15 protein-coding genes are annotated in these 14,019 nt (G+C 39.3%); 12 read left to right on the forward strand and 3 right to left on the reverse strand.

The window, feature by feature from the left end; all coding sequences use genetic code 11:
* Position 1 precedes the first annotated feature (1 nt).
* From dapA to HCN54_RS05615, 12 genes are all read left to right on the forward strand, one after another.
* Positions 2-883, forward strand: a complete 882-nt coding sequence (gene dapA, locus HCN54_RS05560; RefSeq protein ID WP_167596890.1) for a 4-hydroxy-tetrahydrodipicolinate synthase — start codon at positions 2-4, stop codon at positions 881-883.
* 51 nt (positions 884-934) lie between these two features.
* Complete coding sequence (locus HCN54_RS05565; protein WP_072982867.1) at positions 935-1,726, forward strand: outer membrane protein assembly factor BamD; 792 nt, start codon at positions 935-937, stop codon at positions 1,724-1,726.
* Between the two features lie 18 nt (positions 1,727-1,744).
* Entirely contained in the window at positions 1,745-2,068 is a 324-nt protein-coding gene (locus HCN54_RS05570) for a DNA-directed RNA polymerase subunit omega (protein ID WP_072982370.1), read from the forward strand.
* A gap of 3 nt (positions 2,069-2,071) precedes the next feature.
* Positions 2,072-3,283 (forward strand): bifunctional phosphopantothenoylcysteine decarboxylase/phosphopantothenate--cysteine ligase CoaBC, encoded by a 1,212-nt coding sequence (coaBC, locus tag HCN54_RS05575; protein WP_167596891.1) that lies wholly within the window; start codon positions 2,072-2,074, stop codon positions 3,281-3,283.
* Entirely contained in the window at positions 3,276-4,166 is an 891-nt protein-coding gene (locus HCN54_RS05580; protein WP_167596892.1) for a DUF4835 family protein, read from the forward strand. Before coaBC ends, HCN54_RS05580 begins: the two co-directional genes overlap by 8 nt.
* Positions 4,167-4,350: 184 nt before the next feature.
* Entirely contained in the window at positions 4,351-6,006 is a 1,656-nt protein-coding gene (recN, locus tag HCN54_RS05585) for a DNA repair protein RecN (protein ID WP_167596893.1), read from the forward strand.
* Between the two features lie 36 nt (positions 6,007-6,042).
* Positions 6,043-6,867, forward strand: a complete 825-nt coding sequence (locus HCN54_RS05590; protein ID WP_167596894.1) for an enoyl-ACP reductase — start codon at positions 6,043-6,045, stop codon at positions 6,865-6,867.
* Between the two features lie 97 nt (positions 6,868-6,964).
* Positions 6,965-7,963 (forward strand): glycosyltransferase, encoded by a 999-nt coding sequence (locus HCN54_RS05595; protein WP_167596895.1) that lies wholly within the window; start codon positions 6,965-6,967, stop codon positions 7,961-7,963.
* 21 nt (positions 7,964-7,984) lie between these two features.
* Complete coding sequence (locus tag HCN54_RS05600; protein ID WP_167596896.1) at positions 7,985-8,929, forward strand: CdaR family protein; 945 nt, start codon at positions 7,985-7,987, stop codon at positions 8,927-8,929.
* 1 nt (position 8,930) lies between these two features.
* Positions 8,931-9,524: a dephospho-CoA kinase gene (coaE, locus tag HCN54_RS05605; protein WP_167596897.1), complete on the forward strand. Its 594-nt coding sequence runs from the start codon at positions 8,931-8,933 to the stop codon at positions 9,522-9,524.
* A 65-nt stretch (positions 9,525-9,589) separates the two neighbouring features.
* A complete protein-coding gene (locus HCN54_RS05610) occupies positions 9,590-11,161 on the forward strand; it encodes a sensor histidine kinase (protein ID WP_072982362.1) in 1,572 nt (523 codons plus the stop codon).
* Positions 11,162-11,165: 4 nt separating this feature from the next.
* The gene (locus HCN54_RS05615; RefSeq protein WP_009780011.1) at positions 11,166-11,882 is read left to right on the forward strand and encodes a response regulator transcription factor; all 717 of its coding nucleotides are present in this window, start codon (positions 11,166-11,168) and stop codon (positions 11,880-11,882) included.
* Between the two features lie 27 nt (positions 11,883-11,909).
* Here the strand turns inward: HCN54_RS05615 and miaA are convergent, their stop codons facing one another.
* From miaA to HCN54_RS05630, 3 genes are read right to left on the reverse strand one after another with little or no spacing between them, the layout of a single operon-like run.
* The gene (miaA, locus tag HCN54_RS05620; protein WP_167596898.1) at positions 11,910-12,818 is read right to left on the reverse strand and encodes a tRNA (adenosine(37)-N6)-dimethylallyltransferase MiaA; all 909 of its coding nucleotides are present in this window, start codon (positions 12,816-12,818) and stop codon (positions 11,910-11,912) included.
* Positions 12,811-13,656: an ion transporter gene (locus HCN54_RS05625; RefSeq protein WP_167596899.1), complete on the reverse strand. Its 846-nt coding sequence runs from the start codon at positions 13,654-13,656 to the stop codon at positions 12,811-12,813. Before HCN54_RS05625 ends, miaA begins: the two co-directional genes overlap by 8 nt.
* Positions 13,653-14,018, reverse strand: coding sequence for a hypothetical protein (locus tag HCN54_RS05630; RefSeq protein ID WP_167596900.1), 366 nt, complete (start codon positions 14,016-14,018; stop codon positions 13,653-13,655). The genes HCN54_RS05625 and HCN54_RS05630 overlap by 4 nt, the downstream gene beginning before the upstream one ends.
* Between the last annotated feature and the right edge of the window lies 1 nt (position 14,019).

Here is a 14,019-nt window from a genome sequence, read left to right on the forward strand (position 1 = left end):
CATGCAGGAATTGAAAGGTACCGGTGTAGCACTAGCCACTCCATTTAAAAGTGATCTAAGTGTGGACTTTGACGGTCTGGCAAAACTGGTAGAATATAATATAAACGGAGGTATAGATTATCTTGTGGTTATGGGGACTACTGCTGAGAACGCAACCTTAACCGCAGAAGAAAAAGATGCAGTGATCGCAAAGGTTATTGAGGTGAATGCAGGGCGTCTTCCGTTAGTGCTTGGAGTAGGAGGGAACAATACTTCGGCCATCGTAGCAGAATTAAAGGCGAGAGACTTATCTGCTTTTAAAGCTATTCTTTCGGTTTCACCGTATTATAATAAACCTACTCAAGCCGGGATCTATGCGCATTATGAAGCAGTTGCCGCTGCTAGTGAAGTTCCGGTAATTCTTTATAATGTTCCGGGAAGAACAGGAAGCAACATGTTACCAGAAACCGTATTGAAACTTGCAAACCAGGTAGAAAACGTCATAGGGATCAAAGAGGCTGCCGGTGATATGGCGCAAATGATGCGTATAATAAAAGATCGTCCTGAAGGATTTTTAGTGATTTCAGGAGATGATTTACTGGCGTTACCTACGGTGACAGCTGGTGGAGATGGAGTGATCTCCGTTTTAGCTCAAGGTATTCCTAATCTTTTTTCACTTATGATTAAAGAAGGTTTGCGCGACAATTATACCGAAGCTTATGAAAAGCATTACACGCTTATGCCGGCTACAGATTTAATATTTGCTGAAGGCAATCCCGCAGGAATTAAGGCGTTATTGGCATTAAAAGGCGTTTGTTCGCCGGAGGTAAGACTACCTTTAATGCAGGCCACCGAAACTTTACAGCAAAATATTGCAACATACTTGAGCGAGACTGGTCTTTAAGTTTTGTAATCCCTAGAAAAACCTTATTTTTGCCCGATGTTTTTAAGCTTAATGAAGAAAACAATTTTAGTCGTATTAGCAGTAATCACACTTGCATCTTGCAGTGAATATCAAGAAGCCCTGAAATCTGAGGATATGGGGCTTAAATATGCATTTGCAGATTCACTTTATGATGTAGGTAAATACCGTAAATCATTAAAACTGTGGGAGCAAATTGTGCCTGCATATCGCGGTAAGCCACAGGCAGAACGTGTGATGTACTTATATGCTGATGCTCATTTTCAAGTAGAAGATTATTATCTGGCCGGTTATCAATTTGACCGTTTTGTTTCGGCGTATCCTGATTCAGATAAGGCTGAAGAAGCGCAGTACAAAGCTGCTGTAAGTTATGCAGAGCTTTCGCCTAACTATCAGTTAGATCAATCTGAAACAGAAAAAGGACTTGACTATTTACAGCAGTTCATCACCGCATATCCAGATTCAGAATATGCTGCTGATGCTAACGAGCGTATTAAAGATTTAAGCGTAAAGCTTCAGAAAAAGTCATATGAAGTAGCAAAAGGATGGCACAAGATTATGGAGTATCCTGCTGCAATTGCTTCGTTTGATGACTTTTTATCAGATTATCCCGGTTCTCCTTTTCGTGAAGCTGCGTTTTTCTATAAATTAGATTCGCAGTATCAGTATGGTTCTAAAAGTATTAACGTGCTTGTAAAGCCAAGATTAGAAGAAGCGATTGAAATGTATGAGACCTTAATACGTTATTTTCCTGAAGGAGAATATCGCACTGAGGCAGATGCTATAAAAGCAGATATTGACCAAATTTTAGAAAATTATTCCTAATTAAATAAAGCGAATATTATGGATGTTAAAAATCTAGATGCACCTGTAAATACTATTACTCACAACCGTAGTGAGATCGATGCTCCTACCGGAAACATCTATGAAGCGATTTCTATCATCGCCAAGCGTGCGACTCAGATCAATACAGAGATCAAAAGAGAGCTTTTAGAGAAATTAGACGAGTTTGCTACGTATAGCGACAGTCTAGAGGAGATCTTTGAAAATAAAGAACAAATTGAAGTTTCTAAATTCTATGAGCGTTTGCCTAAGCCACACGCTATGGCCGTTCAAGAATGGTTAGAGGATAAAATTTACTTCCGCGATACGACTACAAAAGAGTAGTTCATGTCAATATTAAGCGGTAAAAAGGTTTTACTTGGAGTAACCGCCGGGATAGCTGCTTATAAAGCGGCTTTTTTGGTTAGGGGCTTTATCAAAGCCGGCGCAGAAGTGCGTGTGGTTATGACGCCTGAGGCTAAGGAGTTTGTTACTCCATTGACCCTTTCTACCCTTTCAAAGAATGAAGTGCTTTCTACATTTACCCAAGAGGAAAATGAGAATGCCGTATGGAATAATCACGTAGAACTCGGCCTTTGGGCCGATTTCTTTGTTATTGCTCCGGCCACAGCAAATACGCTTGCTAAAATGGCTTCGGGTACTTCAGATAATTTATTATTGGCGACTTATCTTTCGGCAAAATGTCCGGTCTATTTTGCTCCTGCGATGGACCTGGATATGTACAAGCATCCCAGTACCCATAACTCCTTTGAGAAGCTGCAATCTTTTGGAAATGTAATGATCCCGGCTACAAGCGGGGAATTGGCAAGTGGTCTTGAGGGTCAAGGCAGAATGGCAGAACCTGAAGATATCGTGGCCTTTATAGAGGCCGATATACTTAGCCGCCTTCCGCTAAAAGAAAAAAAAGTATTGATCACAGCCGGCCCCACTTATGAGGCTATAGATCCTGTGCGTTTTATAGGGAATCATAGCAGTGGGAAAATGGGGTATGCACTCGCTGAAGCCGCAGCCAATTTGGGTGCTCAGGTTACCTTGATTTCGGGTCCTACACATTTACAGCTTAAACACAATTTAATCAATCGAATCAACGTTACTTCAGCAGCAGAGATGTTTGAAGAAGTAAAGAAGCATTACAAAAACGTTGACGTTGCTATTGCTTCAGCTGCGGTTGCCGATTACAGGCCTGCTCTAGTGGCAGACCAAAAAATTAAAAAGAAAGAAGCTGCTTTAAAAATTGATCTGGAGCCTACAGCAGATATTCTCGCGTACATGGGCGCTGAAAAAAAGAAGCAGCTGTTAGTAGGTTTTGCTTTGGAGACGGAAAATGAAGTGGCTAATGCTCAGGGAAAATTGCAGCGTAAAAATCTGGATTTGATCGTGCTGAATTCCTTAAATGATAAAGGCGCAGGTTTTAAAACCGAAACAAATAAAGTAACTTTCATCACAAAGTCTGGAGCAGTGCTTCCGCAGGAATTGAAACCTAAAGCAGAAGTCGCTCAAGATGTATTTGAACTCATACAACAATTACTTCATGCTTAGATCACTCGTTGTATTTTGCGCTTGCCTTTTAGCTGTTGCCGTGCAAGGGCAGGAGCTTAATTGTTCGGTGGTTATTAATGCAGAACAAACGGGGCAAAGCAACCGTCAGGTTTTTAGAACATTAAAAACGGAGTTGACGGAGTTTATGAACAATACAACCTGGACTGATCTAAATGTCAAGCAACAGGAGAAAATAGATTGTAGCTTAGTCATTATCGTTTCAAATATTGATTCTGATTATTTTACAGCCTCGCTGCAAGTGCAGTCTTCGAGACCCGTATTCAACAGCACGTATACGACTCCAATTTTAAATTTTAATGACAAGCAATTCAATTTTAGATATACCGAATTTCAGCCTTTAAACTACAATCCTAATGGGTTTGATTCTAATTTGATCTCGGTGTTGGCATTTTATGCGTATACTATTATTGGTCTTGATGCTGCTTCGTATCAACTCAACGGCGGTGAACCTTATTTTCAAGAGGCGACTCGAATAGTAAACACAGCACAACAACAGGTTACCGAAGGCTGGTCGCCACAAAGCGGAACGCAAACGCGTTTCAGATTAAATAACGATTTGCTTTCTCCCAACTTTAGAACGTTTTCAGATATTATGTATGCATACCATCGCAACGGTTTGGATTATATGGCAGATAATCCGCGTGAAGCAAAGCAGGGTATCGCAGCAACTTTAGAACTGTTTAATCAAATGTATGCCAGCCGTCCTAATAATTTTTTAACGCGGGTATTTTTTGATACGAAAGCAGAAGAAGTTTCTAAAATGTTTTCGAGCGGTCCTCAGGTTAATGTAAGCAATCTTATCTCTGTGCTTAACAAAGTGGCACCTACCAAATCTACGTTCTGGCAACAAATAAAATTGTAGGTAACACGTAACTATTCAGTGTGGTAAGTTGGTTTTTTTTTGATGTGAAGAAATCATTATGAAAGAGCAAAACTCTCAATACGTTTAAGCTAGATTTTCGATTAAACTCTTTTTATATTTGTCCTAGCACAGCAGATCATACAATGGTGACAAGTGTGCATTAAACCTTAAAAAATTGCTTTAGTTGCTAACCCATTTACAGATTAAAAATTACGCTTTGATCGAAGCGGTAAGTCTAAATTTCAATGATGGATTTACGGTGATCACCGGGGAAACCGGCGCCGGGAAGTCTATACTTTTAGGGGCTTTAGGCTTGATTTTAGGCAAACGCGCAGATATCAGTAGCATCGGTAATCCTGATGAGAAATGCGTTATTGAGGCAACTTTTGATATTCATAATTACCAACTTCAAAGCCTTTTTACAGCAGAGGATCTAGATTATGAGTCGCAAACCATCATAAGACGTGAAATTCTTGCTAGCGGAAAAAGTCGTGCTTTTGTAAATGATACGCCTGTAACGCTAAGTCAATTATCTGCTTTAGGAGCGCGTTTGGTTGATATTCATAGTCAACATCAGACTTTAGAAGTTACCGATGTAGATTTTCAATTTCAGGTGTTGGATGCTTTTGCTGAAAATACTGAAACACTTCGATCCTATACACAACTTTATAAAGACTTTAGAGGAAAAGAAAATCAGCTTAAAAAACTGATTAAGCAGAAGGATGAAGCGCAGAAGGAAGAAGAGTACAAAAACTTTTTATTAGAAGAATTGCTCGCTGCCAATTTGAAGTCCGGCGAACAGGAGCAGCTTGAAAGCGCACACGATGCGTTGAATAATGTGGAGCAAATCACCGAAGGTTTGGCCGAAGCTTATCAAATTCTGAGCAGGGAAGAAGTTGGGGTTAATGAGATGTTGCTTTCAGCGAAATTACGCCTGTCTAAACTTTCTGGTTTTGGTCCAAAACTTAATGAACTGAGCGAGCGATTAGACGCCGTGACCATTGAACTGGATGATATTTCCGAAGCGATAAATGACTTAGCTTCTGAAACAGAAGGTAATCCCGAAGAGCTAACCCGATTAGAGAACAGACTTAAATTACTTTTTGATCTTCAGAAAAAGCATCAGGTAGATTCTGTAGATGCTTTGATAGCTATACGCGATGGTTTAGATGATGAAGTGCAATCATTAAATAATTTAGAAGAGTCTATTGCACGATTAGAACGAGAAATCAGCGAGGCACAAACCCAGCTAGACGTATTGGCGGGGAAACTGTCTAAAGAGCGGTCCAAAGCCATTAAACCTTTAACTTCAAAACTAGAGGCTATCCTAAGCAATTTGGGGATGCCCAACGCGCGTTTTGAAGTAAGTCTGGAGTCCAGTACTACATTTTTAGACAACGGTAAAGATGTACTTCAATTTTTATTTACAGCCAATAAAGGTATGCGTGCTCAAGAATTGAAAAAGGCAGCTTCCGGGGGAGAATTGTCACGTATCATGCTGGCTATAAAATCGGTATTAAGTGATTATGCCCAATTGCCTACGCTTATTTTTGATGAGATCGATACAGGGGTGAGCGGTGAAGTCGCCTTAAAAATGGGGCATATTATGCAAGCTATGGGCAACCGTATGCAGCTGATAAGCATTACGCATTTGCCACAAATTGCAGGTAAAGGAGCACACCACTTTAAAGTGTATAAAGAAGATGTCGCGCAAAAAACCACCACAGGAATACGAGTGCTTCCCAAAGAAGAGCGCATCGCTGAGTTGGCAGAAATGTTAGGCGGTAAGGCTTCTTCTGATGCAGCTTTTGATCACGCGAGACAACTTCTCAATGAATAAAACAGTATATTTGACCACTTAAATTAAACAACTATTATGTCCTATAATTTATTAAAAGGAAAACGAGGTATCATCTTTGGAGCACTTGATGAAAATTCAATCGCCTGGAAAACTGCAGAGCGCGTTCACGAAGAAGGAGGAACCTTTGTTTTGACCAACGCGCCAATTGCAATGCGTATGGGAAGCATTAATAAACTTGCTGAAAAAACAGGTTCAAAAATTATTCCTGCTGATGCAACTTCAGTTGAAGATCTTGAAAATTTGGTAGCAGGAGCTGTTGAAGAATTAGGTGGGAAAATTGATTTTGTACTGCACAGTATCGGGATGTCTATCAACGTGCGTAAAGGCCGTCACTATACAGATCAAAAATATGACTGGACGCAAAAAGGTACAGATGTAAGCGCGATGTCTTTTCATAAAACAATGCAGGTGCTTTATCAAAAAGATGCGATGAATGAGTGGGGGAGCATTGTAGCCTTGACATATATGGCAGCTCAGCGTGTTTTTCCCGACTATAATGATATGGCAGATAATAAAGCATATTTAGAAAGTATAGCGCGTAGTTTTGGATATTTCTTCGGAAGAGATAAAAAGGTACGTGTAAACACCATTTCTCAATCACCAACACCTACTACTGCCGGTCAAGGGGTTAAAGGATTTGATGGTTTCATCGCTTATGCAGATAAAATGAGTCCGTTAGGTAATGCAACCGCTCAGGATTGTGCAGACTATACGGTAAGTTTATTTTCAGACTTGACTAAAAAAGTTACACTTCAGAACTTATTCCACGACGGTGGATTTAGTAATATGGGAGTTAGTGATGCTGTTATGGAAGCTTTTGTTGAAAAAGAAGAGCAATAATAGCTTAACTAACTAAGAAATTAAGATGTCCGTAAGTCTTTGACTTCGGGCATTTTTTTTAAAAGGGAATTTGGCTTTGAAGTTTTAATTGATTCAGATGAATGTACATTTTTCAACTATTGTACCTGTTTATAACAGACCGCAAGAAGTTTACGAACTTCTTGAAAGTTTGAAACATCAGGATTATAGCAAACCTTATGAGATTGTTATAGTTGAAGATGGTTCCACCGAAACTTCAGAAGCAATCGTTAAGCAATTTCCTGAACTCAATTGCAGTTATTTTTTTAAAGAGAATTCCGGTCCCGGGGCGTCGAGAAACTATGGAATGCAACGCGCACAAGGCAATTATTTTTTAATCTTAGATAGTGATTGTGTGTTGCCGCCAGATTATTTGCAGGCTGTTGAAACCGGATTAAAAGCAAAATTCACTGACTTTTTTGGTGGACCAGATGCTGCGCATCTTGATTTTACTAATCTCCAAAAAGCGATTAATTATGCGATGACTTCGTTACTTACTACAGGTGGAATTAGAGGCAGAAAGGAAGCGTCTAAAAAATTTGAACCGCGTAGTTTTAATATGGGAATTTCGAAAAAAGCTTTTGAAGCCTCTCAAGGTTTTGGTACCATTCACCCTGGTGAAGATCCTGACCTCACCCTTAGATTGTGGAAGTTAGGTTTTGAATCTCAATTGCTTTCTGATGCTTATGTGTATCACAAACGCCGTATTTCATGGTCTAAGTTTTATACACAGGTAAAAAAGTTTGGCACCGTGAGACCTATTTTGACGCAGTGGCATCCAGAATCGGCACGATTGACTTTTTGGTTTCCCAGTTTTTTTGTGCTGGGTTTAGTTGTTGCAATCCTTTTTGCATTAGCTGATATCGGCTTGCCTATATTGATGTATGCATTCTATTTTGCAGCCATTGCGATTCACGCTTCAATTGTCAATAAAAGTATTTTGATCGGGCTATTGAGCGTGTGGGCAGTTTTGGTTCAGTTTGCCGGCTACGGAAAAGCTTTTTTAGTATCGAAGATAAAAATCGGTTGGTTTAAAAAGGACCCGCGTACAGAATATCCTCATTTATTTTTTGAGTAATTTTGAATCAAAAGCCTTGCGATGTCAGATAAAAAGAAGAAAAATAAAAATTCTAACCTAAGGGTTTTTCTTACCATTTTATTGGTAGTGGCTACGATTTCTGTGATGATTAAACTCAACCGAAACTTTAGTTTTTCGGTTAAAGTGCCGCTGACTTTTCAAAACTTAAGCGATGATCAGATTCTTAAATCGGCCTCCGCAAATGAGGTCAAAGTGACGGGCAAAGCAAGCGGTTATGACTACTTTAAATACCGATTTTTCTCTCAGCAATTTCCTATAGATCTTTCTCAACTTCAGAAAGCAAAAGGTAAATCTTTTTATGTTTTCAATCCGGAAGACGATGCGTTACAAGGCAGTTTGACCGGAAGCGATATTACGGCGTTTCAGCCCGATACGGTATTTTTTGATTTGGATCGAAATTATGAAAAGCAGGTTGCTGTGATTCCGGATTATCAAGTAGACTTTGCGGCAGGATACGGTAGTCTTGAAGGTTTTAAAATTAAACCAGACACGGTCACAATACGTGGGCCACAGTCTGAAGTTGATACCATTACGCGTGTGTACACTGATGCGGTGCGTTTTGAAGAAGTGCGCAATTCGGTGGCAGATAGTTTAAACCTGCGTTTTGCATCAAACATTCCAATGGTAGAAATTCAGCCTAAAAAAGTGCTGTACTCGCTTTCGGTTGATAAGTTTACTGAAGGTAGCGTTTCAGTTCCCCTTCAGCTAATAAACGTTCCGGCTAATGTTACTGCAAAAGTGTTTCCGAAGCGTATAAATGTGATCTTTAATGTGAATCTGATTAACTACGAACTGGTTAAGTCTTCAGACTTTAAGGTGGTGGTAGATTTTGATCAGGTAGATGATTCTTCAACTTCGTTGACACCTGAAGTAAAAGAAGCTCCCGTTTATGTCCGTGATATTCGATTGAGCGAAAGCACGGTGCAATATTTATTAGTAAAATAAAATGAAAACAGTAGGAATCACCGGTGGAATAGGAAGTGGCAAAAGTACCATTGCCTCTTTTTTTAATTCTGAATTTAATATTCCAGTGTATTATGCTGATGCCGAAGCCAAGGCTTTAATGCACACCGAAGCACTCAAGGAAAAAATCATATCACTCTTTGGTGCTGAAGCTTATCAAGCTCAGAAACTCAATAGAAAATTCATTTCAGAGTTAGTTTTTAAAGATGAGCACTTACTAGAGCAACTTAATAAAATTGTTCATCCTGCGGTAGGAGAACATTTCAAACAATGGAAAGAAGTGCAACACGCACCTTATGTGCTTAAAGAAGCTGCTATTCTTTTTGAAAATGGTACAGCGCAATCCTGCGATGCCATAATCCTCATAACTGCTCCGAAAGAAGTGCGTATTCAACGTGTTTTAAAAAGAGATGAAATTTCTGTATCGGCGATCAAAGACCGCATGAATAAGCAATGGCCAGACGCTAAAAAGATTCCTTTGGCAGACTTTTTGATCGAGAACATAGACCTCGAAGAATCGAAAAAACAGGCAAGAGAAATACATCTTCAACTCTTGGGAGACCGCGTAAACACATAGCTTATTCTTGTTAACATTTGGTTAAACCACCAAAGTCCTAAATGTTAAAATCATACATTTGGGCTATGAATAAAAATCTATTTGTACTCCTCGTTGTGCTGATGAGCTTGTCTCTTATAGGCATCATATTTGTGCAGGGTTACTGGATCTCAAATAGTATTGAAGCAAAACGCGGTCAATTTGCTTTTAGTGCCAAACAAGTACTCAAAGAAGTTGCTCGGGATATACAAATGAAAGAGGTAAACACCTGGTATAATCCTGTACTGCGTATGCGCGATAGTTTAGGAGTGCCTGATGATGTGAGTTTGTATGATCTGATCTACAAACAAGACGACTCGTTATCTAACGAATCGTATATTTTTAGAAACAGCATTGTTGAGCAAGATTACAAGTTGAGTGCGCCGGTTTTAGATTATGAGGTAGACAGCATCAAGTTTAAGCGCTACTTGCAGCGACAATATACACAGATCATTGATAAGAATGACCTTGACCGTTCTGAAGTTGATCGTACCACGGTGCTGACCAGAATGTCTGATCTAAGTGAGATAGAACGCTACAATATCGAGCAAGCGGTGATGTATATCACGCGGAAGATTCCTATTCATAAACGTGTTGAAGAAGCAGATTTGCAGCGGTTATTAACGATGGAATTGGCAGAGCGCGATATGGATACCAATTTTGAATATGCGGTATACAGTAACAATTTAGTCACCAGCGTGCGCTCAAAGGATTTTGATTTGCAATCTCCGGAGCAAAACTTCAGCGTACCACTCTTTACTGATGTGGAAGGAAATAGCGACTATCAATTGGTTGCTAATTTTCCCGGAGAGAAGAAATTTGTTGTTTCTTCAGTAATAGGAATGGGAGGTTTGAGTATTCTGTTTACGTTGATCATTGTCATCGCTTACAGTAGTGCCTTACAGCAATTGGTAAAGCAACGTCAAATTTCAGAAATCAAGACCGATTTCATCAACAATATGACGCACGAGTTTAAAACGCCTATTGCAACGATCAACCTTGCTCTAGACGCTATAAAAAACCCAAAAATCAGCAGTAACCCTGAGGCCTTGACACGCTATATGGGTATGATCAGGGAAGAAAATAAGCGAATGCACGCGCAGGTAGAAAATGTATTGCGCATCTCTAAGCTTGAGAAAAATGAGCTTGATATTAAGAAGGAACGCTTAAATCTTCACGATATCATCGAGGATGCGATTACGCATATTGAGTTGATTGTAGAAGACCGTCAGGGATATATCAATACGCATTTAGGAGCAGTAAAAACTTCGGTGTTGGCAAACGAGTCGCACTTTACAAATGTGCTGGTGAACATTTTAGATAATGCGGTGAAGTATTCTACAGATGTTCCTAAGATTGATGTATATACAGAGAACTTAAAAACGTTTATCCTGATTAAAATCAAAGATCAGGGCGATGGAATGACCAAACAAGTTCAGAAAAAAATATTTGATAAGTTTTATCGCGAGCATACCGGCGATATTCATAATGTAAAAGGACACGGCCTTGGTCTGGCTTATGCAAAACGCATCGTAGAGGATCACGCAGGTGAGATCTGGGTACAAAGCGATAAGGGCAAAGGCAGTACATTCATAATTAAATTACCACTAATATCTTAAACATATGGAAACTGAAAACAAAAAAATCCTACTCGTAGAAGACGATCCAAACTTCGGGACGGTGTTGAAAGATTATCTTTCAATGAATGATTATGACGTAACGCATGCCAAAAATGGTATGGAAGGTTTTGAGAAGTTTAAAAAAGACGACTTTGATCTTTGTATTCTTGACGTAATGATGCCGTATAAAGATGGCTTTACTTTAGCGAAAGAAATACGTGAGAAAAACGAGGATGTGCCTATTATTTTCTTAACCGCAAAAGCGATGAAAGAAGATGTACTTAAAGGGTACAAAGTAGGTGCAGATGACTATTTGAACAAGCCATTTGACAGTGAAGTATTGCTTATGAAGATCAAAGCAATTATGCTGCGCAAGGCTACAGATTCTGTTGCAGATAGTAAGCAATTTGAATTTCAGATCGGAAATTTCTTTCTGAATTCTAAACTGCGCTTTTTAACCTATAAAGACGAAGAGCCTAATAAACTTTCTCCCAAAGAAAACGAATTATTACGTCTTTTAGCCTTACACGAAAATGATTTGATGCCCCGTGAATTGGCACTTACTAAAATATGGCGAGATGATAACTATTTTACTTCTCGTAGTATGGATGTGTACATCGCTAAACTGCGTAAATATCTTAAACGTGATGATACTGTAGAAATACTTAACATTCACGGAGAAGGTTTCCGTTTGGTTGTAAAAACCGAAGAAGAAAAATAAATACTAGTGGTAAAGAAAGTGCCTCTGCTAAAGAGGCACTTTTTCTTTTATCCTTTGTACGATTTCTTCAAAAGGTGTGTTGTAGTCAAACCAGACAATCGTTTCATCTTTGCGGTACCAAGTCAGTTGGCGTTTAGCAAATCTTCTGGTATTCTTTTTAATTTCTTCAATGGCAGTATCTAAGTCAAATTCTTCTGCAAAATAGCTGAACAATTCCCGGTATCCCACCGTTTGTAAAGCATTCAGTTCGCGCTTAGCATATAAGCCTTTAGCTTCTTCAATCAAGCCTTTTTCAATCATCACATCTACACGCTTGTTGATGCGGTCATAAATAAGTTGACGCCCTGCATTAAGACCGATTTTTAAAGTGTTAAAAGGTCTTTGAACAGTATTTCTTGCTAAAAATGAGGAATATGGTTTTCCTGTACCCAAACAAATTTCTAGCGCCCGAATAAGGCGTTGCTTATTGTGTAGATCAATTCTTTGATAATGGTTAGGGTCTAAAATTTGAAGTTGGTCTTGTAGGCTTTCAATACCTTCAGATTCTAAACGTTGGGTAAGTGTATTTCGAATTTCTGGATCAACATCAGGAAATTTGTCTAAACCATTGATCACAGCATCTACATAAAGTCCTGAGCCGCCTACTATAATTACCACATCGTGTTCTGTAAAAAGCGCTTCGATCTTCGCAAGTGCTTCCTGTTCAAAAAGCCCCACATTATATTCTTCCTCAACCGAAATATGCTGAATAAAATGGTGTTTGGCTGCCGCTAGTTCGTCTTCATCAGGTACAGCTGTACCTATGCTCATTTCTTTAAAAAACTGTCTGGAATCTGCCGAAATGATTTCCGTATCAAAATGATTTGCAAGCTTTATTCCTAAGGCTGTTTTACCAATAGCAGTAGGTCCTACCACAGCAATAAGTAGTTTATTCATAATGCAAACTGTTTCCGCAGTTATGACAATATTTAGCCGAATCTTGATGTTTTCTCGCGCCGCAGTGATGACAAACCTGCGTGTTCATATGCAATTTTTGCGGTTCAGGTTCTTTGCGTTCTCCTTTGGCCATCTCGGCGCTTACGATGCCTGTAGGTACAGCGATAATTCCGTAACCCACCACCATAATGACGGTAGCGATAAACTGCCCTAAAGCTGTCACCGGGGCAATATCACCAAAACCCACCGTTGTCAGGGTCACAATACACCAGTAAATACTTACCGGAATACTTTTAAAACCGTGTTCTGGCCCTTCTACAATATACATCAAGGTGCCTGCAATAATTGAAAGAATCATTACCGCAAAAAGGAATACCAGTATTTTAGGTCTGCTGTCTCGCAAAGCACGCGCAAGCTTATTGCCTTCCCCAATGTATCGGGTAACTTTTAAAATTCTGAACACACGTAGCAAGCGCAGTGCCCGTATCGTGAGTAAGGCATTTGTACCCACAATAAAAAATGATAGATACAGTGGGATGGTAGAGATCAAATCGATCAAACCATAAAAGCTAAAAACGTAGGAAGAAGGCTTTTTGATGGAAATCACGCGTAAAATATATTCTATCGTAAAAAATATGGTGATGATCCATTCGCCTAAATAGAAATAATCGCCGTATTGCGCCTGCATAGGAGCAACACTTTCTAGCATGACCAGAATGATACTCACAAAAATGAGAATGAGCAGCACTACATCAAAGGTCTTTCCGGCAGGAGTATCTGCTTCATAGATCACTTCATGTAGTCGTGTTTTCCAGGTATGTTTTTGGGGTTGTGTCAAAGGGTTACAGTTAATTCTTCAAGATTTTTAGCCAAGAGTTGCTTTCTGAATGCTGGTTTATATTCTAGTTCAATAGCGCCGTAAGAAGCACTAGCACCATATTTTGCAGTAGCTTTTTTCCCTTTTAAAATTGATACTTTCGCTAGGGCTGTAATAGGAATATCTTTAAAAAAATCATCTATTTTATAGTATTTACCCTCAAGAAGCAACGCATATAAGGGGTCGGTTTTTTCAGTGGAAACTGAAACTTGACAAATAAGCTTTATTTGCTGCGTATCTGTATAATAATCCAGATCGTTGTCTTGAACAGAGCAACTTCCGAAAAGAAGAATTACCGAAAACAATAGTAGGCTTTTAATCATA

The organism is Leeuwenhoekiella sp. ZYFB001 (assembly GCF_011784865.1).
GTDB lineage: Bacteria > Bacteroidota > Bacteroidia > Flavobacteriales > Flavobacteriaceae > Leeuwenhoekiella > Leeuwenhoekiella palythoae.

Coding starts and splice junctions, on each gene's coding strand:
- dapA (WP_167596890.1), top strand. CDS start 2: ATGCAGGAATTGAAAGGTACCGGTGTAGCACTAGCCACTCCATTTAAA.
- HCN54_RS05565 (WP_072982867.1), top strand. CDS start 935: ATGAAGAAAACAATTTTAGTCGTATTAGCAGTAATCACACTTGCATCT.
- HCN54_RS05570 (WP_072982370.1), top strand. CDS start 1,745: ATGGATGTTAAAAATCTAGATGCACCTGTAAATACTATTACTCACAAC.
- coaBC (WP_167596891.1), top strand. CDS start 2,072: ATGTCAATATTAAGCGGTAAAAAGGTTTTACTTGGAGTAACCGCCGGG.
- HCN54_RS05580 (WP_167596892.1), top strand. CDS start 3,276: ATGCTTAGATCACTCGTTGTATTTTGCGCTTGCCTTTTAGCTGTTGCC.
- HCN54_RS05590 (WP_167596894.1), top strand. CDS start 6,043: ATGTCCTATAATTTATTAAAAGGAAAACGAGGTATCATCTTTGGAGCA.
- HCN54_RS05595 (WP_167596895.1), top strand. CDS start 6,965: ATGAATGTACATTTTTCAACTATTGTACCTGTTTATAACAGACCGCAA.
- HCN54_RS05600 (WP_167596896.1), top strand. CDS start 7,985: ATGTCAGATAAAAAGAAGAAAAATAAAAATTCTAACCTAAGGGTTTTT.
- coaE (WP_167596897.1), top strand. CDS start 8,931: ATGAAAACAGTAGGAATCACCGGTGGAATAGGAAGTGGCAAAAGTACC.
- HCN54_RS05610 (WP_072982362.1), top strand. CDS start 9,590: ATGAATAAAAATCTATTTGTACTCCTCGTTGTGCTGATGAGCTTGTCT.
- HCN54_RS05615 (WP_009780011.1), top strand. CDS start 11,166: ATGGAAACTGAAAACAAAAAAATCCTACTCGTAGAAGACGATCCAAAC.
- miaA (WP_167596898.1), bottom strand. CDS start 12,818: ATGAATAAACTACTTATTGCTGTGGTAGGACCTACTGCTATTGGTAAA.
- HCN54_RS05630 (WP_167596900.1), bottom strand. CDS start 14,018: ATGATTAAAAGCCTACTATTGTTTTCGGTAATTCTTCTTTTCGGAAGT.